This window comes from Spirochaetota bacterium (assembly GCA_035477215.1).
Lineage (GTDB): Bacteria > Spirochaetota > UBA4802 > UBA4802 > UBA5368 > MVZN01.
On the sequence record DATIKU010000041.1, the window covers coordinates 24,368 to 44,375 of the forward strand.

General features: G+C 61.2%; 20 protein-coding genes. 11 read left to right on the forward strand and 9 right to left on the reverse strand.

Annotation, left to right across the window (positions count from 1 at the left end; translation table 11 throughout):
• Nucleotides 1-11: 11 nt before the first annotated feature.
• The 5 genes from VLM75_09430 to hemC form a co-directional block, all read right to left on the reverse strand.
• A complete protein-coding gene (locus tag VLM75_09430; GenBank protein ID HSV97142.1) occupies nt 12-1,274 on the reverse strand; it encodes a methyl-accepting chemotaxis protein in 1,263 nt (420 codons plus the stop codon).
• A 179-nt stretch (nt 1,275-1,453) separates the two neighbouring features.
• Complete coding sequence (locus tag VLM75_09435; protein HSV97143.1) at nt 1,454-1,858, reverse strand: DUF1761 domain-containing protein; 405 nt, start codon at nt 1,856-1,858, stop codon at nt 1,454-1,456.
• A gap of 100 nt (nt 1,859-1,958) precedes the next feature.
• On the reverse strand, nt 1,959-4,070 hold the full coding sequence (locus VLM75_09440) for a DUF4838 domain-containing protein (GenBank protein HSV97144.1): 2,112 nt from the start codon (nt 4,068-4,070) through the stop codon (nt 1,959-1,961).
• A gap of 242 nt (nt 4,071-4,312) precedes the next feature.
• Nucleotides 4,313-5,800, reverse strand: a complete 1,488-nt coding sequence (gene cobA, locus VLM75_09445; protein ID HSV97145.1) for a uroporphyrinogen-III C-methyltransferase — start codon at nt 5,798-5,800, stop codon at nt 4,313-4,315.
• Nucleotides 5,797-6,723 (reverse strand): hydroxymethylbilane synthase, encoded by a 927-nt coding sequence (gene hemC, locus VLM75_09450; GenBank protein HSV97146.1) that lies wholly within the window; start codon nt 6,721-6,723, stop codon nt 5,797-5,799. Before hemC ends, cobA begins: the two co-directional genes overlap by 4 nt.
• A gap of 156 nt (nt 6,724-6,879) precedes the next feature.
• Here hemC and VLM75_09455 point away from each other — a divergent pair, with 156 nt between their 5' ends.
• From VLM75_09455 to VLM75_09480, 6 genes are all read left to right on the forward strand, one after another.
• Nucleotides 6,880-7,188 carry a hypothetical protein gene (locus VLM75_09455; protein ID HSV97147.1) on the forward strand — a complete coding sequence of 103 codons (309 nt, stop codon included), beginning with the start codon at nt 6,880-6,882 and terminating at the stop codon, nt 7,186-7,188.
• Nucleotides 7,189-7,238: 50 nt separating this feature from the next.
• The gene (locus VLM75_09460; protein HSV97148.1) at nt 7,239-7,916 is read left to right on the forward strand and encodes an outer membrane beta-barrel protein; all 678 of its coding nucleotides are present in this window, start codon (nt 7,239-7,241) and stop codon (nt 7,914-7,916) included.
• Nucleotides 7,906-8,661: a hypothetical protein gene (locus tag VLM75_09465; protein ID HSV97149.1), complete on the forward strand. Its 756-nt coding sequence runs from the start codon at nt 7,906-7,908 to the stop codon at nt 8,659-8,661. Before VLM75_09460 ends, VLM75_09465 begins: the two co-directional genes overlap by 11 nt.
• 69 nt (nt 8,662-8,730) lie before the next feature.
• Nucleotides 8,731-9,477 carry an outer membrane beta-barrel protein gene (locus tag VLM75_09470; GenBank protein HSV97150.1) on the forward strand — a complete coding sequence of 249 codons (747 nt, stop codon included), beginning with the start codon at nt 8,731-8,733 and terminating at the stop codon, nt 9,475-9,477.
• 25 nt (nt 9,478-9,502) lie between these two features.
• Nucleotides 9,503-10,993 (forward strand): PhnD/SsuA/transferrin family substrate-binding protein, encoded by a 1,491-nt coding sequence (locus tag VLM75_09475; protein ID HSV97151.1) that lies wholly within the window; start codon nt 9,503-9,505, stop codon nt 10,991-10,993.
• A 3-nt stretch (nt 10,994-10,996) separates the two neighbouring features.
• Entirely contained in the window at nt 10,997-11,776 is a 780-nt protein-coding gene (locus tag VLM75_09480; protein HSV97152.1) for a prepilin peptidase, read from the forward strand.
• Nucleotides 11,777-11,879: 103 nt separating this feature from the next.
• Here the strand turns inward: VLM75_09480 and mtnA are convergent, their stop codons facing one another.
• From mtnA to VLM75_09495, 3 genes are read right to left on the reverse strand one after another with little or no spacing between them, the layout of a single operon-like run.
• Nucleotides 11,880-12,905, reverse strand: coding sequence for an S-methyl-5-thioribose-1-phosphate isomerase (gene mtnA, locus VLM75_09485; protein ID HSV97153.1), 1,026 nt, complete (start codon nt 12,903-12,905; stop codon nt 11,880-11,882).
• 12 nt (nt 12,906-12,917) lie between these two features.
• Nucleotides 12,918-13,841: a response regulator gene (locus VLM75_09490; GenBank protein ID HSV97154.1), complete on the reverse strand. Its 924-nt coding sequence runs from the start codon at nt 13,839-13,841 to the stop codon at nt 12,918-12,920.
• A complete protein-coding gene (locus VLM75_09495) occupies nt 13,841-15,064 on the reverse strand; it encodes a bifunctional 3,4-dihydroxy-2-butanone-4-phosphate synthase/GTP cyclohydrolase II (GenBank protein ID HSV97155.1) in 1,224 nt (407 codons plus the stop codon). Before VLM75_09495 ends, VLM75_09490 begins: the two co-directional genes overlap by 1 nt.
• 128 nt (nt 15,065-15,192) lie before the next feature.
• Here VLM75_09495 and VLM75_09500 point away from each other — a divergent pair, with 128 nt between their 5' ends.
• From VLM75_09500 to VLM75_09520, 5 genes are all read left to right on the forward strand, one after another.
• Nucleotides 15,193-16,044: a metallophosphoesterase gene (locus tag VLM75_09500; GenBank protein HSV97156.1), complete on the forward strand. Its 852-nt coding sequence runs from the start codon at nt 15,193-15,195 to the stop codon at nt 16,042-16,044.
• 38 nt (nt 16,045-16,082) lie between these two features.
• Entirely contained in the window at nt 16,083-16,364 is a 282-nt protein-coding gene (locus tag VLM75_09505; GenBank protein ID HSV97157.1) for a hypothetical protein, read from the forward strand.
• A complete protein-coding gene (locus VLM75_09510; GenBank protein HSV97158.1) occupies nt 16,361-17,380 on the forward strand; it encodes an ABC transporter ATP-binding protein in 1,020 nt (339 codons plus the stop codon). The genes VLM75_09505 and VLM75_09510 overlap by 4 nt, the downstream gene beginning before the upstream one ends.
• A 191-nt stretch (nt 17,381-17,571) precedes the next feature.
• Complete coding sequence (locus tag VLM75_09515) at nt 17,572-17,991, forward strand: MarR family transcriptional regulator (protein ID HSV97159.1); 420 nt, start codon at nt 17,572-17,574, stop codon at nt 17,989-17,991.
• A gap of 39 nt (nt 17,992-18,030) precedes the next feature.
• Nucleotides 18,031-18,489, forward strand: coding sequence for a hotdog fold domain-containing protein (locus tag VLM75_09520; GenBank protein HSV97160.1), 459 nt, complete (start codon nt 18,031-18,033; stop codon nt 18,487-18,489).
• Here VLM75_09520 and VLM75_09525 read toward each other — a convergent pair whose 3' ends face one another.
• Nucleotides 18,490-20,007: a YifB family Mg chelatase-like AAA ATPase gene (locus tag VLM75_09525; GenBank protein HSV97161.1), complete on the reverse strand. Its 1,518-nt coding sequence runs from the start codon at nt 20,005-20,007 to the stop codon at nt 18,490-18,492.
• Between the last annotated feature and the right edge of the window lies 1 nt (nt 20,008).

A 20,008-nucleotide genomic window follows, 5' to 3' on the forward strand; every position in this document is an offset into this window, starting at 1 on the left:
GCGCCCTTTAGTCAGCCGCCGCGACGCGTCTTCATGAAAACTGCAAGCGCGTCGCGGATACCGCCGGCGAAACCGGCAACCGCGCGGGCGGCATCGATCGACTCGCGCGCCATCGAAAGATTTTCCTTGAACAGGGCGTTAATGCCGTTAACATTCACCAACACATCGTAGATCGCGATCTTCTGCTCGGTTGTGGCATCGTCGATCTCCTCGGACTTTCCGCTGATCATCTGCGCCTGTTGAGCCACGATCGAATTGAGCTGCGCCTGATCCTTGACGGTATTGGCCACTTTTTTGACGTCATCGCCGATCCGCTCGATCGTCTCCATGATTCCGCCGGCCGATTTCACCGCTTCCTGGATTGTAACGGTGTTCCCTTCGAGGATTTTTACCCGTCCCGCTATCATCTCGCCGATGTCGCGCGCGCTCGAGAAGGTGCGGTCGGCGAGCTTCGACACCTCGTCGGCCACCACGGCGAATCCCCGGCCCGCGTCGCCGGCCCGCGCCGCCTCGATCGCCGCGTTGAGCGAAAGCAGGTTGATGCGGTCGGAAATTTCGCCTATCACTTCAACCACTTCGTTGATCGCTCCCGAATCCTTCATTATCTGGAGCATGCCCTGCGAGGCCTCGTTGAGCCGCTCACGCCCCCGTTCTGCGTTTTCGGCGACCTCGTGAGTCGATGAGACCGCCTCCTCGATCCGCTGCGCCAGCGCCTCCGCCGTCTCCATGAGACTCCGTATGAGACCCACGAGCGTCTGCAGACCCTCCGCCTGATAGGCCGCATTATCGGCCACCGAGTTGATGCCGACGGCGACCTTCTCGACCGAGGCGGCGATATTGACGACCGACACGCTCTGCGATTTCGCGTTTTCGAACACTTTCGAAGCGGTTTCGGACAGGCTGCCCGCCGCGGTGGAGAGCCCTTCGGCGGCATGCGTCAGAGTGCTCATCATTGCATCGATGCGTTTCGAGAAATCATCACAGACCGCAAGCACCGGCACGTCTCCACGTCCCGCGGCTTCGGCATCCCCGCCCGCAATCCTTGCGAGGCGTACGGCCACCTCGCGCTCGCGCCCGAGCAGGCGGCCGATGATAATGAAGCCGAGAAGCCCCTGTGCGGCAATCAATCCAAGCGCGAGCGCGAGGACACCCGTCGTGCCGGCCCCAAGCCCGCCGACGCCGGCCAGAACGAGCGCCACGGCGCCGCCAAAAAACGACAAAAGCACGGGCAGCATCCGCAGTACCGAAATCCGTTTTCCAGTATTATCCGGCATTCCCTTCCTTATCTCACTTTTAGGAATAGACCTGTTGCAAATCTTTGTGATATCGTCCTTCCCCCCGCCTGCGGCGGGGGGGACCGGCTTAATTTCCCAGTTACGCCACGACTCTAATGATCGGCAACTGTCGTTTGATATAAAATCCGAAACACCGAAAAAAGTTCCGCCCGATGCCTTCATCTCCAGACCGAAAGGATCGCCCCCATCGCAAGAAATGATGCCAGCTGGTTCCCGGTATCGATGAGGTAAGCCTTGAATGATTTTCCGGCGAATCCCATTTCAAGCGCCATCACCGTCGCCACAAAACCCAGCCATATCCAGAAGGCCACGGCAAGCCCCCTCTGCAGAGACCGGGCGTCGAGGATATCCACGAAATGTGCCAGCACATACGACGCCGCAAGGGCCGAGACGGCGGCAATGGCCATCGCGCGCCCCTTGCCCTTCATGTCCTCGGGCCGCAGTCCGCTCTGCGCCATCCATATCTTACCGAAAATGAACGGCGAATACCAGACGGCCCCTATGGCCATACTCACGATCGCGGAGGCGAGTACCGCCAGGTGGTTGATGTCGGCTTCCAGCATGATTCCCCCTTTACATCGTATAATCGCGTGCCATTCTGTTTACCGCGAATCCCAGGCACGCAGACGCCTCCACTCGTTACGGTTATGCGGCAAAACTATTTCATTCGTAGGCGCGAAGCAGCTTAAAATAGAGCCAGCCGATCCGCGCCATCGCCCTGTACTTTACGAATATCTTTCCGATACCGTCCTCGAAGTGATCATACCTGATTTTATCCAGCCGCAGGCGCCAGAAATACGCGTGCATGAGTTCGAAATTATCGCGATAGGCCGATCCGGTGATGCCCTCCCGCCTCCAGTCGAAGACTGCGTTCATAGCTTTTTCGGCGGCCCCGTGGCGGCGCAGCAGTTCATCTTTCGGGACTCCGCCGGAGAGCCCCGCGTAGAGGCCCACCCTCGCGGCATCGAAGCTCAGCCAGGCCTTCATCAGCTCGAACGATTTTCGCTCCAGGCGCCACGCGAGCGGCAGTGCGCTGTCGCGGACGGATTCCATGTCCTCCTCCGCCCTCATTATAAGTGCGTAGATGTCCTTTACCCGCGCCGCCTTTTTCTCGAGTTCCGCCGGCGGTTCGAAGAATGGATCGCCCAGGTCGACCGGCGGCGAATCGAAGAGCCGGAGCATCGGCGTCTGTTCCTCGGCGAGCTTCATGGCCGGGCTGATCTCAAGCGCCAGGGCGAAGGCCTTCTCAAGCGACGAATAATACGACGTCATCGCCGCCGCGGCGTCTTTTCCGAACGTGGAGGCGCAAAAGTCCATGAGGAGCGAACCGGAATCCTCGTCGGCGTTCCACGCAAGGCGGGCGAAAATCCACGCGTTGGGCTGGGCGCTCACCCATTGAAAGCCTCCCGTCATGAGGGCCTGCACCGTATGGGCACCGGCCGCACGGTAGAAGGCAAGATCGCGCCGCATCACCACGGCAAGCGGGGGAAGCACCGATTTGAACAGTATCGCATCGAGGTAATACTCGAAGACGCGTGCCGGTTGTCCTCCCCGTGCACGGAAATAATTTACCTGGGCCTCGAAACCTTTTGTATAGCGCGGCGCGTTTACCCCGCAGGCATCGACCGAAAGCGCGTGCGCATAGCACCGCTTGCGGGGGGCCCAGAGCATGCAGATATTCGGAAGCGGCTTCACCTTCCGGGGGACCTCCTCCGTATCGTAATATGAAAGAAATGAAAGCTGTGCGCGCGGATTCACCTTCTGCAATACGGCGGCGACGGCGTTGACGGCCAGCAGCGCCTGTTCGGACGGCGTGTAGCGCGCGCAATTCGGGCACGAGCACCAGCCGCCGCCGAGTATGTCGTCGGGCCAGGCATGGAAGATGTCCGCATACGGATGTTCGCAGAAGTATTCCTTCGCGTTCCGCTGAATAACGGCAAGGGCCTCCAGGCTTGAGGGGCACAGGTTGAAATCGGCCGTACGCTCCCCGCCGGCCATCCTGAACATGCCGGGGCTTTTTTTAAAAAGCTCCCGCGGGAGGAAGGATGCCAGACGGTGCCCTCCGTACTCAATCATCATCCCCCGGTCTTTCATCAACTCGAGCGCGGCGTCGCGTTTTTTCTCCCACTGTTTTTCCGGGGCGGCACCGAACGCGAGCGCCTCGGTGGTGACGTGAACGAATACGGTATTCATGCGGTTGCGCGCGGCCCAGACGGTCCACCCGTCCGCGTCGGACAAAAAGGCCGCGTGACCGATGACGAGGCAGCGCCCCTTGAACGAGGGGGCCTGGCGTGAGAACGACCGCGCAAGCGTGAGCGAGGTCCCGGAAGGCAGGCGTTCGCCGCGAATCCCCGGCTCGACCCACCGGCAACCCAGCGCCTCGAGGAAATCGTACACGCCGTACAGGAGGCCCCTTGCCCCGTCGCCACTTATCTCCACGCGATCGGCCGCGGCGCGCCAGCGGAAGGCATCCCCGTCCCTGCCGTGCGACAAAACGACGGCCGGACCTCCGCGGTCGCCCGACGAAATAACAGGAAACCGTTTTCGCGTAATACGCCCGAGCGCCTGGGCGAGCTCCGCCGCGGCGCAGCGCGCGACCCGGTCGTGCGACGGGGCGACGATGCGCCAGTCGCCCGTCAGATCCAGCCGGACGCCCGCCGCACCGGCCTGCCGCACCACGGACGGCGCCGCATCCTCAGCGATCACCGGACCCGTCCCCGAAAGCAGCGCAAACAGCGCCGCCGCCGCGATTTGCCGTATGTGCCATCCGGACATTCCTCACCTCGTTGATATGCGCGACCGCCGGAAAATCGAATAACCACCCGGAGAAACGACATAATCCCCGTCGGCATACGGGCGCCCTCCCGCGCGCGCGGCCGGCCTATTCGCGCGAAGACCCACCGATCCCTAAACCGGCATCCATCCCCGGAAAAGCCGTCACTCTTTACAATGTGCGGGGGATCGACGATATGCAAGCACAGTTTAAACATCAGGGCAATTAAAAAAACGGGGACGGATCATCCGAACGCGCGAACGAGCGCGTCCACCAGGCCGTCGATGGTGTACTCCGACGCCTCAATGTCCACGTTATGTCCCGCATCGCGGACCGCACCGGATGTGATCGGCCCTATGCTCGCGTGCACCGCGCGTGATTCTTTTACCATTGCGAAATAATTCCTCGCCGTCGACGAGCTCGTAAAGGTGACGACATCGGCGGTGCTCAACTTCTCGAGGATGTCCCCGGCCGGCGGCTCCGGACGCACCGTGTCGTACACGGCGATCCTTCGCACCTCTGCGCCGAGGGCGGAAAGGCCGTCCCTCAGCGCGTCGCGCGCCTCCTCGGCGCAGGGCAGAAGCACCCGCGCCCCCGAAACGCCCGCCTCACCCATCGCCGACACGACCGCTTCGGCGATATATTCGGCGGGAACGAGGTCCGGGCGGACCGAATGCCGCTCTATCTCGCGCGCGGTCGCCGGCCCGATGGCCGCAATCCGCGCCGCGTGGAGGCAGCGCGCGTCTTTTCCCAGCTCGGACAGTCGATCGAAAAATATTTTAACCGCGTTCTGCGAGGTAAAGACGATCCAGTCGAAGGAGTCGATCGAGCCGATGGCGGCGTCGAGGTGCTCCATGTCGGCCTTCGGCAGTATACGGATCGTCGAAAATTCCATAACGTCCGCGCCCAGCTCGGTGAGCTTTCGGGAGAACGCCGAGGCCTGCTCGCGGGTTCGCGTCACCACGATCTTTTTCCCGAACAGCGGGAGCGCATCGAACCAGCGCAGCCGCTCGCGGAGCTCCACCACGCCGCCCACCACTATGATCGCCGGCGGTTTCAGCCGCTCCCGCTCCACGGCATCGGCTATGGTCGCGAGCGTGCCTGTCGCGACGCGCTGGCGCGGCGTCGTCCCCCAGCTCACCGCCGCCGCCGGCGTGTCTTCAGGGAATCCCCTTTCGCCGGCAAGCGTCGCGGCAATGCGGGCCAGGTTCTTCATCCCCATCAAAAAGACGAACGTCTTGTCCGGATCGTAATCGGGATAATTGATGTCCTCGTCCACGGAGGCGTCGTCGCGCCGGTGGCCGGTGATCACCTCGAACGCGTTCGCGTGGTCCCGGTGCGTGACAGGTATACCCGCGTAAGCGGGGGCCGAATAGAACGACGATACGCCGGGGATGATGGAAAAGCGAATGCCCGCCTTCACAAGCTCCTCGGCCTCTTCGCCGCCACGACCGAAGATAAAGGGATCACCCCCCTTGAGGCGCACCACTGTCTTTCCCTCGGAGGCCTTCCTCACGAGGAGATCATTTATCTCCTCCTGCGAGAGGGCGTGGTCTCCCCCCTGCTTGCCGACATATATTTTTTCGCAGTCAAGCCCGTTTACAATCGCCGGGCTCGCCAGGTAGTCATAGATTACGCAGTCCGCCCGCTCGAGCGCACCGAGCGCCTTCAGCGTCAGGAGATCCGGGTCGCCCGGGCCCGCGCCCGCCAGATACACCATGCCCTTTTTCATAGCAGGCCGTCGGCCCCCTCCTGTTTGAGTAACTCCGCGAGCCTTTCCCCTATCAGGGCGGGATCGCCGCCGTCGACCGACCTCCTGATCAACCGCGTACCATCGATCGAGGCGACAAGGCCCGTCAGATGCAGCACGTCGCCGGACCGGTAGGCGAGCGCCCCCAGCGGCACATGGCAGCCGCCGCCGAAATGTTCGAGGAAGCGCCGCTCCGCCGTGACGGAATCCTCGGTCGCGTGGTCGTTCAGGCCGCGCATCACACGGTATAAATCGTGATCGTCCTCGCGCACCTGTACGGCAAGCGCGCCCTGCGCGGGCGCCGGAAGAAAATAGCTGTACGGCAGGGTAAACTCGACAAGTCCGAAGGTATCGATCTCGAGGCGCGCCAGTCCCGCCCTGGCCAGCACGATCGCATCGAATCTCCCCTCGCGAAGCCGCCGGATGCGGGTCGTGACGTTTCCCCGAAGCGGCCTGATCTCGAGGGACGGCAGTATGTTGCGAAGCTGCGCGGCACGGCGCAGGGAACTGGTCCCCACCACCGCGCCGTTGGAAAGCGGGAGAACATTCCCCTCCAGATAGCGTTCCGCGCGCACCAGGAGCACGTCCGAGGGGTCTTCCCGCCGGATGACCGCGGCGATGGCGAGCCCCGGCGTGTGCTCCGTCGGCAGGTCCTTCATCGAGTGAACGGCCGCGTCCACCCCGCCGGAGAGGAGCGCATCCTCGATCTCCCTGGTGAAAAAGCCCTTTCCTTCCATTTTATCGAAGGAGATATTCTGGATACGGTCTCCCTTCGTCTTTATCACGATAATCCGCGAGCGTTCTTTTCCAACCAGTTCGGCCACGTGATTGGCCTGCCAGAGCGCGAGCTCGCTTCCACGCGTTCCAATCCGTATCATGTTTCGTTCGTCCGGCTTTTTTTGCATACCGCACCCTATGCGGCGACGCCCCGCTTGTCAAGTGCTTATGAACGGTCTGCCGGCCCAAATAGTAATTGCAAAAGAGGCCGTCATTATACATGTTTGATACAAGCCATCCCGCCCCTGCGAGGTTGGATGGCGCAATGGAGGCACGAGCGTATCATGGACCACATTCGAGTCTGGAGCGAGGTCGACCTCGCCGAGATACAGAGCCATATCATCACCGTCGACGACAAGTTCGGCTTCTGCCCGGGCTGCAGAGAGATGGGCATAAGGCTCGAGGGATTGAAAAAATGCCCCAAATGCGACAGGGAATTCAAGTATGTCACCGCCCACGAATCCAGGGGGGCGAAGGGCTTCGAGATGGTCGGCCGCATACGGAAGAAACTGCCACATCTCGTTTTCGTCGACTATGACGACTACGAGCGTATCAGCGGGAAGAAAAAGGCCGAGAGCCTGTTTAACGTATGAAGCCCGAATATTCTTCTTGACGTAAAGGGCTCGAGGGTGCACAAAAAGGCGTGCTTTCGACGCGGAATGACATAGCCCGTGCCGTACCCAGGTGGCTTGCCGTCTGCTGCGCGGTCGTCGTTTTTCTTTTTCCGGCGGGCGCGCGCGCGCAGCAGTATCTCGGCGTGGGGTTTCACGTGGGCGCGCACCACGATGTCGGCAACATGTCATCCTACAATTCGAAATTCGAGGTCGAACCGCAGACGAGCTATATTCTGGGCGTTTCGTTCAAGGCGAACCTTGACTTCCTGTTTCTTCGCACCGGCGTCGACATAGCCTTCCCACTGATCGAAGGCGACGTGATCGAAAACTATGACGCGACCGATCCGATCGAGAAATACTCCATCAGCTATACTGGCCTGCCCCTCTTTGTCGGAGTCAATTTTCCGGTATTCGACATCGGCGAGTTCTATCTCGGCGGCGGCATCGCGTATTTTCTCGCCACGGGCACCGTTACGCACGGCGGCACCGAGGATGACATCTCCGCCTCGGCGCTCGGCTTCGGATTCATCGCCGGCATGCAGCTGCGCCTTACGGCGTCTATGCGGCTCTACATGGAATGGGAGTACCTTGACGCGCGCTCCGGGGCATCCATGAACACCGTAACCGGACCGCATGCCTGGGACAACCTGTACATCGACTTTACGGGACACCGCATTCTCCTGGGGATCATGTATTATGCCATGTAACCGAATGGACATCCTGCGCGCGGCGCTCCTTGTAGTCCTTGCCCTGGCGGCCGGACCGCTGCGTGCAGCGACGAGCTTCTCGGTCGGCGTGCAGGCGGGCTTCATGCCCTCCCTCGGCGGCAACCTGCATTCCTCCACGCACGAATCGATCGGGGTGTACAACGGCATCGACGGCATTAACAAAACGCTCGACGGCTATGATACCGGCACCATCGACCGGCTCCTGGGCGCGAGCGGTGGAATCGTACTCAAGGCGACCCTTTTCGACTATTTCCTCGTGCGCCTGGGCGGCAGTTTCACCATGGATGTGCGGGGCGGCAAGGGAACAACTGTTTATGATAACGCGGGCGCACCCGCGCTCCTCGACTGCACGTACTCAATGCATGTAATAGACGCGCCGCTCACCGTGGGGCTTGCCGTCCCGTTCTGGAAGGATGTACGCATTGCCTTCAGCGTCGGCGCCGCCTTCGCCTACGGGAACTACAAGAATTCGTTCAGGCCGGAATCGGGTGGCGACGCCAAGGGGAAGTTCCGGGGATACGGGTTTCCGCTCGTGCTCCTTGTCGAGGGCGATTATTTCCTGAACGAGAGAGTATCCATCACCGCGTCGCTCGCCCATTACCGGGGTTCGACCGATATACGTAAAGATCGGCACCGTACCGACGGCGACATCGACTACGCCCGGATCGATTTTACCGGGTACCGTTTCGGCATGGGAGCGAGCCGGCATTTTTATTCGCGATAGACGGCGCATCATGCGGCATCCGAAGGCCGCAATAATGAATAGAAGTTGCGACGATACGCACGCGGCATTATGAATACGACAAGAAAGATCATCCTGCATACCCTTCTCATTGCGGCGATCGCGGCGGTGCCCGGCGGCGCGTACGCCATCGGCGAATTCGGCATCGGCTTCAACCTGGGCCTCACCTATGCGCCCAATAACACTGATGATATAATCGCCCGCTATAACGGCGAAATGATGACGACCGCGGGCGCCGATGTCAATCAGCTCAACACTCCGTATGTGCCGGTGGTGGGTATCAACCTTCGGTACCAGTTCAACTATCTGCTCTTCCGTATCGGATGCCACCTCGCCACTCCAGTCGTGCCGACGAAGGGAAGCATCACCGTCGGCGGTAATAAAAACACCATACGAATCTCGGCCTTCCAGAATTCCATCCCGGCCACGATCGGACTCCTCATGCCGGTAAAAAAGCGCACCTATTTTTACATCGGAGGCGGCGGGACCCTGCACCAGGCATATATAAAGATCAGCCAGTCCGCACCAGACGCGGCCGGCATCGACATAGGGGACGACAACCGCAAGGACAGCTACTTCAAGACCTTTGTCGGTTACCACCTCCTTCTCGGCGCGGAGGTCCCGCTTTCGGAAAAGGTGACGATGACCACCGAGTGGATACACCAGGAAGGCCGCTCATACCCCATCAACAACCACGGAACGGACTCCGCCGGAAATCCCACGAGTTCCCCCAAAAAGGCCATCAGCGTAAAGGGCGACGTACTCCTCTTCGGCGTAAGTTATTATATCCAGATATGAACCCACCGGTGCGAGGGAACCAGAAGTGAAGGCCGTCGTTATTCGCAGGAGCGGGAAGTTCATTGTCGCCGCGCTCGGCTGCGCGATTCTTGTTCTCGCCGCCGTCGCGGGCGGCCTGCTTACGGGCGGGTATGACAGGACGGCAACCATACTCAACGATGAGCTTGTCCGCGGTCTTCCCGTCGCGCGCCCCCTGCGGGTACTGGTGCCGGCCGGCGCGCTCTACGCGCCGGCGATCGTCGCAAACGCAGGCACGGGCCTGCACGATGAAAGCCTTTTCGGCAAAAACCACGGCGTTTCGGTGGTGCTCGAGGTGGAGGAGGATTTCGACGTCTGTCTGAAGCGCCTCGTCTCAGGCGGAGCCGATATCGTCTGGGCGGGCGCGGACTCCTTCGCCCGGGCTTACCCCCGCATGCGTTCAGTCAATCCGGTCGCCTTCCTCCTGTGCGGCTATTCGCGCGGTGACGACCTGCTCGTCGCCCGCAAGGCCCCGTCGTCACCCGACGACTACCGGGGCGCAACCATTGCCTGCGCGGCCAACACGCCTTCGCACTTCATGGCGCTGTACCTTCTGTCGCTCTCGGGCGTAAAGCCATCGGAGGTCGACTGGTCTTTCACGCGCACACCGGTTGACGCGGTGCGTCTTTTCGCGCGGGGAAGGGCCGACTTTTGCGCCGCCCCCCGTTACGCGCTGGCTCCGGCAATTGACGGCAAAACGGAAATAACCATGGTCTCGTCCACGGGCGAGGCGGCAAGGCTTGTTGCGGGACTGTTCATCGCCCGTGAGTCCACTCTCCTCTTCCGGCGCGACCAGGTAGGCAAATTCATCATGGGCTGGTTCGACGGCCTCGCGTCGCTGCTGCGCGATACGGAGGCGTCCGCCGCGCTGCTTGCCCGTGAACTCGGCACGGACGCGGTAGAAGCGCGCGCCGAGATCGGGCGTTACGCGTTTGCCGGTTACGCCGAGAACCGCATGTTCTTCCTGATCGACGATTCGGAGTGGGGGGGCTTCCCGCACCTCTTCGACACGGCATATACCCTGCACCACGGCGATGCCGCCGAGGGCCCGGCGATCTCCGGCTTCGCGCGCAACACCGATCTCCTTGTCGCGCTCGAAGGCGATCTTAAAATGTTCTCCGCACCAGGGCGTGATAAACCTGCCGCGCCCGTTCCGGGCGGGACGGCGCTCCCGGGAAGGCATTCGTTCTATTTTCCGGAAAACCGTTCCGTTCCCGGTTTCGCCTCCAGGGGACGCCTGGCCCGATTCGCCAGGGACGCCCATGTTTTCCCGGGCTGCGCGATCGCGCTCTACGGCGGCGAAGATACCGGCGAGGAAAGATGGCGAAACCTTTCCGCTCAGCGGGTGCGTGAAGTGGCCCGCCTCCTCGTCTCCGAACACCGCATACCGGTCTCGCGGATCATACTACCGAATGACCGCGGCATCGGCGCAGGCGGGAAAGAAGAGACCGCGCGGAGGGTCGACGCCTTTCTCGTGGCCCCGCTGCGGGAACGGTAAAAGATGCCGGTCGCTTTCGGCCCGTGGGCCTGGTTCGCAGTCGCGCTCCTTGGCGCCGTATGGGGGAGCTTTTCGCATACGCTCGCTCTCCGTATCGCCGGCGGAGACTTCGCCGGCAGCCCGCTCGGTGCGCTCGTCTCCCGCTCGCGCTGTCCCGCCTGCACCGAACCCATCCCGGCCATCGCGCTCGTTCCGCTGGCCGGGTACGCGTTCGCGCGCGGCAGGTGTATGCACTGCGGCGCCTCCATATCCCCGCTCTATCCGCTTTCCGAGCTGTTCCACGCGGCGCTCCTTGTGTTCGTCGTGCGCCATTTCGGACCCGGCGCGTATTCGGCGGTCGTCTTCATCGCCCTTTCCGCGAGCGCGACGATCTCGTTAGTCGACATCAAAACGCTCACCATACCCGGGGCGCTTGTCGTCGCAATCGCCCTTCTCGCTTTCTACCCCGCGATCGCCTTCGGACCCATCGTCGATCATCTCATCGGCGCGGCCGGGATGTTCGGTTTTTTTGCGATAATACTGCTCGCTTTCCCGGGCGGTTTCGGCGGCGGTGATTTAAAGTTCGCTTCCGCCATCGGGCTTTTCTGCGGATGGGAGCTGTCAATCGTTGCGGTCGAGGTGGCGCTTATTACCGGCGCGGTCGCGGGTGCGGCATACGCCCTTATAACGCGAAGGGGCCTGAGGATCCGTTTCCCCTTTGCCCCGTTTCTCGCGCTTGGTTTCGGCGTTGCCGTGCTCTACGGCAGGGAGATCATTCTGCTGTATAAAAGCCTTGTGTGGTGAAAAGCGGGAAACGGAGCCTGACCGGCCCGCACCCCGTATAAGCCGTTTCCGGGATCGTTACCAGTTAAATCGACGATGGCTTACCCCCATGCGAATGCGTACATCAGAAGAACTCCCCTATTCCCCTACCGGCGGGTTTCTCGATCACTCCCTTTTCCGTGATGATCGCCGTGATGTTCGCCGCGGGCGTTACGTCGAACGCGGGGTTCTTGATGAACACCCCCTCGGGCGCAACCTGGATTCCCGCGAAATACGCGACCTCGTCGACCGCGCGCTCCTCAATAGGAATCGCGTTTCCGTCCGGAGTCGCCGGGTCTAGCGTCGAAAGAGGCGCCGCCACGTAGAACGGGATGCCGTGTTCGCGGGCCAGCACGGAATGGGTGTAGGTGCCGATCTTGTTAGCGGTATCGCCGTTGGCCGCCACGCGGTCGGCGCCGACGACGACCTTTTTCACCACGCCCGCGCGCATGAAATATCCCGCCATGTTGTCGGTTATCAGGGTCACCCGTATGTCATCTTTCAACAGCTCCCAGGCGGTAAGGCGCGCTCCCTGCAGGTAGGGACGCGTTTCGCAGGCGTACACCTCAATTCGCTTGCCCTCCTCAACCGCCGCGCGGATGACGCCAAGCGCGGTACCATAGCCCCCGGTGGCGAGCGCCCCGGCATTGCAGTGCGTCATCACGACGTCGCCGTCATCAAGATAGCGCGCGCCGTTCTTTCCGATCAGCCTGTTGATCTTCACGTCCTCTTCAAGGAGCCTGACCGCTTCGGCCTCCAGGATTTGCCTGATCTCTCCGATATCGTTTTTTCCCTCGATGATGCCGCGCATCCGGTCGATGGCCCAGAAGAGATTGACCGCGGTGGGTCGCGTTTTCCCGAAAACCGTAAAGACGCCCTCCATCCCCTTTTTAAAGGACGCGATGTCGGACACTTCCATTTTCTTCGCGGCCAGGGCTATTCCCATGCCGGCCGCGATGCCGATCGCAGGCGCCCCGCGGATAACCATGTCGGTGATCGCCTCGGCGACGTCGTGGTAATTCGGGTAGGTGCGGTACGCCTCTTCCATCGGGAGCAGCCGCTGATCGAGCATCGAAACGGAATCGCCATTCCACTTTATCGTATAATACATATCGCTTCTCCTTCAAGCTCCGTTGTTTCGCGCGATCCTGTACTTTCTCATCCGGATACGGTTTCCCTTCGCGTTCCATTCAACCTCGTCCATATGTATCCGGATGATGAGCAGCCCTCTTCCGCTGTCCTTGAAGAAATTCTCCGGGTCGCGCGGGTCGGGAAGGTCGCGGTAGTTGAATCCCGGGCCCTCGTCCTCGATTCCGTATTCAACGTATTCCGGGGTAAGATCGTAGTCCACCAGAACCGTCCGGGCGCCAAGGGCGGGATCGCCCTTCCTGCGCTCGACCTCCTCGTTGAACCCCTTGACGCCCGCCTCTTCCCTGAGGCGCGAGGGGATTTCGAGATTGCCATGGAACATGGCGTTCGACAGCGCCTCGCGGAGCGCCAGCGCGAGGTTCTCGGCGGTGGTATGGTTGCACATGCCTGCAGGCGCCAGGTTTTTGGTCAGGATATAAGATATGACATTGCACAGCGTGGCGTCGATGGGTATTCTGTAACAGCTCTTTTCCCGAAGAAGGTATTTTGCCGAGCTGCCGACAAGCTTCTGTTCCTGCTTGCGCCGCAATATTCCGCGCACGGCGGACGCCACCTCGTTGATGTCGAAGGGTTTGCGGATGAAATCGCAGGCACCGTAGCGCAGGGCCCTTATGGCGTCCTCGATATTGCCCTGGCCGGTGATGACGAGCACGGGGATTGGGTTCTCGAGCGCGTTGATGTGGCGCAACAGCTCGATACCGTCCATCTTCTTGAGCTTGACGTCGGTTATGATGAGATCCACCTCTCTATCCTCGTTTTTCAAGAGGTAGATCATGTCTTCCGCGCGCTCGAGCGAGATGACGTTATATCCCATTCTCGAGAGCTTTTTCTGAAGGGTGTAGCGGATCACCTCGTCGTCGTCGATGATGACAACCGATCGCGGGACGCCGGTTTCCATCAGGATTCGATTTCCTTGTCGTACTTGCCGGAGAGGATGTGCCCCATCTTCTCTTTTTTGGTTCTCAGATAACTGAGGTTCTCTTTGACCGGCGGTATTTCGAGCGGGACGCGCCCGACTATCTCGAGCCCGTATCCCTCGAGGCCGATGACCTTTTTCGGATTATTGGTGATGAGGCGGATGGTGTGCAGACCCAGGTCAACCAGAATCTGCGCGCCTATGCCGTAATCCCGGAGGTCGGCGGGGAAGCCCAGTTTGATGTTCGCCTCGACGGTATCGAGCCCCTGCTCCTGCAGGTGGTACGCCTTGAGCTTGTTCCCCAGGCCTATACCGCGGCCCTCCTGGCGCATGTAGAGCACCACGCCCACGCCCTCGGCATTCACCATCTCGAGCGCGCGGTGGAGCTGAGACCCGCAGTCGCACCGGAGCGAGCCGAAGACGTCGCCGGTAAGGCACTCGGAATGCACGCGTATCAGCACGTTCTCGCGTCCGGTCACGTCGCCCTTTACCATGGCCACATGCGTGGCGCTGTCTACGTCAGTTTCGTAAGCGAAGATTTTAAAGTCGCCGAAATCGGTGGGAAGCTGCGCCTCCGAAACGCGCCTGACCAGGCGCTCCTTGTGCTGCCTGTACTTGATGAGGTCGGCAATGGTGGCTATCTTGAGTGCGTGTTTTTCGGCGAATATATCGAGGTCGGGGCGGCGCGCCATGCTTCCGTCGTCGTTCAGGATTTCGCAGATAACCGCGGCGGACTTGAGCCCTGCCAGACGGGCCAGATCGAGCGATCCCTCGGAATGGCCGGCCCGGACGAGCACCCCGCCTTTCTTGGCCGCCAGTGGAAAGATATGGCCGGGCCGGTTCAGATCGTCGGGCCCGGACATTTCGTCCATGAGTACGCTTATGGTGCGCGCCCGGTCGAAGGCCGAAATGCCGGTCGTGGTCCCTTCTTTCGCGTCGACCGACACGGTGAACGCCGTGCAAAACTTGTCGGAGTTCTCGGGCACCATGAGCGAAATGCCCAGCGCCTCCAGCCGCTCCAGCGTCATAGACACACAGACGAGCCCCCTGCCGTAGGTCGCCATGAAGTTGATGATTTCGGGCGTACATAACTCGGCCGCCACCACAAGGTCGCCCTCGTTTTCGCGGTCCTCGTTGTCGACCAGGATGATCATCCGTCCGCTGCGGATTTCTTCGATGGCTTCACTGATTGTGCAGGTATTCATGTAGCGGCTCCCGGAGGTATCGGCTTTCCCGATTGATGGGTGCATTAAAGGAAGCACCCCGGTGATAGTCAAGATTTTTATGCCCGCTTTTACTTGACAGATTCCCGGCGAGCGAGGCTAATGATGGCATGGATCGGCCTCGCACCACACGCGCGCGATACGCCGGCCCCCGGGCGGCTTTCAGGGTCGTCTGCCTCGCGCTGGCCCTGGTATTCGCCGGCGCCTGCGCGCGTCCGGTAGTGGAACGGGAGGCCGACGATATAACCTTCGCGCTTACGGGAAACACCCTGCCCGAATCACCCTACGGAAAGATGAGTCCCCGCGTCGCTGACGCGTTCGCACGCATCAACAACGACAATCCGGTTTTCACCGTGCACCTGGGCAACATCGTATACGGCGGGAAGCAGTGGATGGGCATAAAGGAAAGCGACGTCGCCCGCCAGTATCGCGAGTTCGTCGCCGCCTGCCGCGCCTTACGCTCCATTGTCTACACCGTAAAGGGCGACATGGACACCTATAACGACACCGCCGACCTCTACCGCAAACACCTCCGGCGCGCGCCCTATTACTCGTTCAACTACGGCAACGTCCATTTTATCGTACTCGATACGACCGACCCCATACCCGGAGCCATAAGCCCCGGCCAGCGCTCCTGGCTCGAGGCCGATCTGGAGCGGTATCGCCACGCCCCGGCTATTTTCGTCTTCTCGCACCACTCAATGCTTCCGCCGAAACACGAGGCTTCCACGCCGGTGCAGGGGGCCGCGGAAATACTGTCGCTCTTCGCGAAGTATCCCGTAAAAGCGGTATTCTCCGGGCAGCCGGCACTCGCCCACACGGCGCGAAGCGGCGATATACTCTGCATAACGGCGGGAAGCGGCGGATTCAACCGCGAGGACCAGTTCCGCAAAAAGAACCAGTACTACATGGTCTATTTCATCGCGGGCAGTGTGCGGATTTCGAAACGACAGGCCAATTAAGACCATTGGCGGCGCCTCAACGCCGCCGGGAGGATGATATGCAGCGTGAAATATGCTACGATAAACTGGAACATTTTCTGGAAAATATAAAACTCCTCGGCATAACGAAACTCGCCTTCGCCGAAACGAGGGAGAAACGCCCCATGCAGGTTGGGCCCGAACTTCTTCAAGTTGTCGACATCGCCCTGCTCGAAATACTCGCCTATAACAGACCGACCATATACAAGTGTAAACTGTTTGATGCGGACTTCGACGGTATCCACGACCGGCTCGTCGCCGAAGGCTTCGAGATAGCCCGGCGCAGCAGAAATATCACATGAAAAACGCCCTTAAAACCCCCGGAAAAACCGGAACCGTAAAAGATCAGGACCATCGCAAAGCGCTCCCCATCCTGAGCATAGACACGCTCAACGTCCATTTCGACCTGCGGGGAGGACGGCTCCTCGCGGTGAGGGACCTCTCCTTTTCGCTCGGGGAGGGCCGGACCATGGGACTTGTCGGCGAGTCCGGCTGCGGGAAGTCCGTCACCGCCCATTCGGTCCTGCGCCTGATACGCCCTCCGGGCGTTATCGCGTCCGGGCGCATTGAATACGATGGGCGGGATGTACTCGCGCTGCCCGAGGAGGATATGACGGCCATTCGGGGCCGGGAGATCGCCATGATCTTCCAGGAACCCATGACATCCCTTAACCCGGTGCTCACGGTGGGCTACCAGATCGCAGAACCGCTGCGCATACATCTGGGCATGTCCGATACCCAGGCGCGGGAAAGGGCCGTCGATCTGCTCGAGAGCGTCGGAATCGGCGACCCTGCCCGGCGCTATGCGGCATATCCGCACGAGCTTTCAGGCGGCATGCGCCAGCGCGTGATGATCGCGATGTCGCTCTCCACATCCCCGTCAGTCCTCATCGCCGACGAGCCCACAACGGCGCTCGACGTGACCATCCAGGCCCAGATACTCGACCTGCTGCTCGGCCTCCAGCGGGAGCGGAGGATGTCGCTCCTGCTGATCACCCACGACCTCGGCGTCGTCGCGAACATCGCCGACGACGTCGCGATCATGTACGCCGGCGAGATTGTCGAGTCCGGCGCGGTGAAGCGATTGTTCGAATCCCCCCTCCACCCTTACACGATAGGCCTGTTCGAGGCCATCCCGCGCATCGGCAAACGCGTGCGGCGCCTGGCCACCATCCCGGGCATGGTGCCGACCTTCTCAGAGCAGCCGAGAGGGTGTGCGTTCCATCCCCGCTGCTACAACGCGGCCGACGAATGTCTCCGCGCCCCCATCCCGCTCGTCCAGCGCAAAGGACATGCCGTGCGCTGCATTAGAGTCTGATCCTCACAGCCGACACCATCACCTCCGCGCATAACGTTTTACGATAAGAACCGACACCATGCCGAACTTTCATGCGCGGCACGAAAGCCGGCATACCCTGTTAAATTGAGATCCCCCGCGCATTATAATGCTTGACATATAGTTGATACCTAAATATTTGAGATATCAACTATAAACCGGGGGGCTGAACAATGGAAGACCGGCTGCTCTATCTTCTCTCGCGCGCCCAGCACAGGCTGAAAAACCACCTCAAACGGGAATTCGCGTCTGCGGGCGTGGGCGTCTCACCCGCCCAGATGGGCATACTCTTTCTGCTGAAGCAGCGCGACGCGCGGCCGATGAACGAGCTGGGCCGCATGCTTGACATCGACAATTCCGCAATAACCGGACTGGTCGACCGCATGGAGCGCCAGGGTCTCGTGCGGCGCACGCCGAATCCGGAAGACCGGCGCCAGTCGCCGATCGCCATAACCAGACAGGGAATGGACGAGGCCGCCAGGGCGGCGAAAGTCGCAAGGAAGACCAACGAGGCGATCAGGGAGGGCTTCAGCCCGGAGGATGTAGCGGTATTCGTGCGAATACTCTCCGCCTTCTTCGACAAATTCAGATAGACGCACGCGGCGACCAGAACGAATGGAGGAAAATAAATCATGAGCAGCTCACTGTCCCTGTACGACCGTTTCGCGAGGCTGCCTCTCGGAAAATCACTTTTTTCACGGCTCGTATGTTTCAAGGCGCCCTACTTCGGCACGATCAGTCCGCGCTTCGCGGAGCTTCGGCCGGGGTACGGCGAGATACGAATGAGGAAACGCCGCCGCGTGCAGAACCATCTCGGCACGGTGCACGCGCTCGCCATGGGCAACCTTTGCGAACTCGCCGCCGGCATGACGCTCGATGTCACCCTTCCGCCGAAGATGCGCTGGATTCCGCGGAGCATGAACATCGAGTACCTCAAGCTCGCGCGCGCCGACCTCACCGCCCGCTGTTCGATCGGGACCGAAGGCCTTGACGTAAAGAAAGACTTCCCGGTTATCGTCAGTGTTACCGACACTGCCGGGACCGAGGTCGTTCGCGCGACGATCACCATGTATATCTCGCCGAGGGAGTGACTATACGTCGTAGTGCCGCTGAAGGTTCTTGTACGATAGCGCTTCGAGAAGATGGCTTTTAGTTACGGAAAGGCTCGCGGAGAGGTCCGCGATGGTGCGCGCGACCTTGAGCACCCTGAAGAACGAGCGCGCCGAGAGGTTCATAGTCTTTACCGCCGATTCGAAAATCCTTTCGCTTTGGGCGTCGATGGCGCAGTGTTCCTTTATTTCATCATTGGTCATGCGCGAATTGTAGACGGTCCGCCCGCCGGCGAAGCGGCCGCGCTGAATCTCCCGCGCGCGGTCGACGCGCTCGCGGATGGCGGCCGAAGGCTCGCCTCGTCCGTCATCGAGCAGGTCGCGGCAGGGGACCCGGGGAACCAGCACCTCGATGTCGATGCGGTCCAGGATGGGGCCCGCGATCTTCTTGAAATAGCCCTCCACCCGCAGCGGAGAGCATTTACACGAGATCTCCGGATCGAAGAGGTACCCGCACTGGCAGGGATTGCTCGCGGCGACCAGCATGAAGTCGGCCGGATAGGTGGCGCTCCCCGAAGCGCGCGAAACGGTGATCTCGCAATCCTCGAGTGGCTGCCGGAGCGCCTGCAGCACGTTGCCGGGGAACTCGGCGAACTCGTCGAGGAACAGGACCCCGTTGTGCGCCAGCGAGACCTCACCCACCGAAGGCAGGCGCCCCCCTCCCACCAGCGCGACATCGGAGGCCGTGTGGTGCGGCGAGCGAAATGGCGGCGAGAGGATGAGCCCCGTGCCCGGCGAAAGCGCCCCTCCCACCGAATGGATCATCGTGGTGACGATCGCCTGGTCGCGCGTTATCTCCGGAAGAAGCGAAGGCAGGCGCTTCGCCAGCATGGTCTTGCCCGCGCCGGGCGGCCCGTATAACAAAACATTATGATGCCCCGCGGCGGCAATTTCGAGCGCACGCTTGGCGGTTTCCTGCCCGCGAACGTCGCCGAAATCGTAGCGATGGCGACGCGGGGGGGGGTGCTCGTCGTTCGCCGTAAAGGGCGCGAGGCCGCCCCTGCATATTTCCATGGCCTCGATGATGGTCCGCGCCGGGTAAACCTCAATGCCCTCGATCGCCGCGGCCTCTTGGCGATTGTCGAAGGGGACGATGACGCGCCGGTATCCCGCCCGGTAGAGCCCGATCGCCATGGCGATCGCCCCTCGCACGGGCTTGATCCTTCCGTCAAGAGAAAGCTCGCCCACCATGGGGATGGAGGAGTGATCGCAGTCGGCCTGGCCGGTCGTCGCGAGAATGGCCATGGCGATGGGAAGGTCGAAATTGGCGCCCTGCTTTCGAAAACCGGCCGGCGCCAGGTTCACCACGAAGTTCCTCGGCGGGAACTCAAAACCTGAATTCTCGACGGCCGAACGGATGCGCTCGCGCGCCTCTTTTATAGTTGAATCCGGCAGGCCCACGATGGTGAAGCCGGGCAGGCCCTTTACGATATCGACCTCGACCTCGACGATCACCGCGTCGATACCCTGCACCGCGACCGAAACAGCACTGGAAAGCATC

Excerpts from the sequence above, each read along its gene's own strand:
- VLM75_09430 (HSV97142.1), bottom strand. The coding sequence starts at position 1,274 with ATGCCGGATAATACTGGAAAACGGATTTCGGTACTGCGGATGCTGCCC.
- VLM75_09435 (HSV97143.1), bottom strand. The coding sequence starts at position 1,858 with ATGCTGGAAGCCGACATCAACCACCTGGCGGTACTCGCCTCCGCGATC.
- VLM75_09440 (HSV97144.1), bottom strand. The coding sequence starts at position 4,070 with ATGTCCGGATGGCACATACGGCAAATCGCGGCGGCGGCGCTGTTTGCG.
- cobA (HSV97145.1), bottom strand. The coding sequence starts at position 5,800 with ATGAAAAAGGGCATGGTGTATCTGGCGGGCGCGGGCCCGGGCGACCCG.
- hemC (HSV97146.1), bottom strand. The coding sequence starts at position 6,723 with ATGCAAAAAAAGCCGGACGAACGAAACATGATACGGATTGGAACGCGT.
- VLM75_09455 (HSV97147.1), top strand. The coding sequence starts at position 6,880 with ATGGACCACATTCGAGTCTGGAGCGAGGTCGACCTCGCCGAGATACAG.
- VLM75_09465 (HSV97149.1), top strand. The coding sequence starts at position 7,906 with ATGCCATGTAACCGAATGGACATCCTGCGCGCGGCGCTCCTTGTAGTC.
- VLM75_09470 (HSV97150.1), top strand. The coding sequence starts at position 8,731 with ATGAATACGACAAGAAAGATCATCCTGCATACCCTTCTCATTGCGGCG.
- VLM75_09480 (HSV97152.1), top strand. The coding sequence starts at position 10,997 with ATGCCGGTCGCTTTCGGCCCGTGGGCCTGGTTCGCAGTCGCGCTCCTT.
- mtnA (HSV97153.1), bottom strand. The coding sequence starts at position 12,905 with ATGTATTATACGATAAAGTGGAATGGCGATTCCGTTTCGATGCTCGAT.
- VLM75_09490 (HSV97154.1), bottom strand. The coding sequence starts at position 13,841 with ATGGAAACCGGCGTCCCGCGATCGGTTGTCATCATCGACGACGACGAG.
- VLM75_09495 (HSV97155.1), bottom strand. The coding sequence starts at position 15,064 with ATGAATACCTGCACAATCAGTGAAGCCATCGAAGAAATCCGCAGCGGA.
- VLM75_09500 (HSV97156.1), top strand. The coding sequence starts at position 15,193 with ATGGATCGGCCTCGCACCACACGCGCGCGATACGCCGGCCCCCGGGCG.
- VLM75_09505 (HSV97157.1), top strand. The coding sequence starts at position 16,083 with ATGCAGCGTGAAATATGCTACGATAAACTGGAACATTTTCTGGAAAAT.
- VLM75_09510 (HSV97158.1), top strand. The coding sequence starts at position 16,361 with ATGAAAAACGCCCTTAAAACCCCCGGAAAAACCGGAACCGTAAAAGAT.
- VLM75_09515 (HSV97159.1), top strand. The coding sequence starts at position 17,572 with ATGGAAGACCGGCTGCTCTATCTTCTCTCGCGCGCCCAGCACAGGCTG.
- VLM75_09520 (HSV97160.1), top strand. The coding sequence starts at position 18,031 with ATGAGCAGCTCACTGTCCCTGTACGACCGTTTCGCGAGGCTGCCTCTC.
- VLM75_09525 (HSV97161.1), bottom strand. The coding sequence starts at position 20,007 with ATGCTTTCCAGTGCTGTTTCGGTCGCGGTGCAGGGTATCGACGCGGTG.